This window comes from Gordoniibacillus kamchatkensis, assembly GCF_000829455.1.
GTDB classification, from domain to species: domain Bacteria; phylum Bacillota; class Bacilli; order Paenibacillales; family NBRC-103111; genus Gordoniibacillus; species Gordoniibacillus kamchatkensis.
The window spans coordinates 1-1262 of sequence record NZ_JXAK01000149.1 but is presented as its reverse complement, the minus strand read 5'-3'; the positions used below and the strand labels follow the sequence as shown (position 1 = coordinate 1262).

1 pseudogene is annotated in these 1262 nt (G+C 46.9%); it reads right to left on the bottom strand.

Annotated features, from left to right (window positions below):
- Nucleotides 1-29 precede the first annotated feature (29 nt).
- A pseudogene (locus tag SD70_RS32555) lies at nucleotides 30-1183 on the bottom strand (IS3 family transposase).
- Nucleotides 1184-1262 lie beyond the last annotated feature (79 nt).

The following is a 1262-nucleotide window of genomic DNA, read 5'->3' as shown; positions in this document are numbered from 1 at the left end:
TGCACCTCTGTCAAGAAAGTAGACACAACTTAAGCCGCCTGGAGCTGCTCATAGTACCTTTTTTCGCATTGATGTGGGGTCAGATAACCGATCGACGAATGGATACGGACTCGGTTGTACTCCAATTCAATGTACTCGTAAATCGCATCATACGCCTGTTTACGGGTTTTGAACTTGGTATGGTAGATGAGCTCTTTCTTGATGATGCTGTGAAAAGTCTCGATACAAGCATTGTCGTAACAGTTGCCTTTACGACTCATGCTTCCGATCATTTGTTTCGATTCCAGTCGCGCACGGTATTCTGCCGATGCATACTGCGAGCCGCGGTCAGAGTGGTGTATCAAGCCTTTTGGTGGCTGTTGGCGCATGCAAGCCTTGTCAAAGGCCTCCAACACCAGCTCTTTGGTCATCCGGTCACTGAGCGCCCAGCCAACGACCTTCCAAGAGTACAGGTCCAAGATACTTGCTAAATAAACCCAGCCCTGCTGCGTGGCAACATATGTGATGTCTGCAACCCATACTTTGTTTGGCGCTTCGGGCTTGAACTGACGATTCAAGACATTCTCAAAGACCGGCTGGCTGTGTTTGGAGTTTGTGGTAGCCTTGGTCTTCTTCACCGTAATGGAGAAAAGACCCATATCCTTCATGAGGCGGCTAACCGTTTTTGTCGAAACTTTCTCTCCTTCTTGACGCAGTTTTTCAGCTATTTTTGTGCTGCCGTAGCGTTTTTTGAAGGCGTAGAAGTGGTGCTGGATCCGCTTCATGAGCTTCTTGCGACGCTTCTCCTGCTCGCTTGGTTTACGATTTACCCACTTGTAGTAACCGCTTCTGGACACATTCATTACGCTGCACATCTTCTCAACACGAAACTGGAAGCGGTGTTTATGGATAAACGAATAGATCAGTCTCGGTTTTTCGTGAAGAAGTGCATCGCCTTTTTTAGGATCTCGTTCTCCTCTTGCAGCTCACGGTTTTGTTGTTCAAGTTTCTTAAGTCTCTCATAGTCCACAAACAATTGGGACTTCTCACCGGTATTGGCAAACTGCTTTTTCCAAGCACGAATACTGCGTACAGGTATGTCGAGCTCCTTGGAAACTTCAGATGGTGTTTTTCCAGTTTCTTGCATGTGCTGTACAGTCCGACGCTTAAACTCGTCGTCAAAATGTTGACGGATATCTCCCATGACACACCTCGACCTTTTTGTTGGTTTTATTGTATCAGGCCGCTACTATGGTGTGTCCACTTTCTAGTCTAGCTGCAAA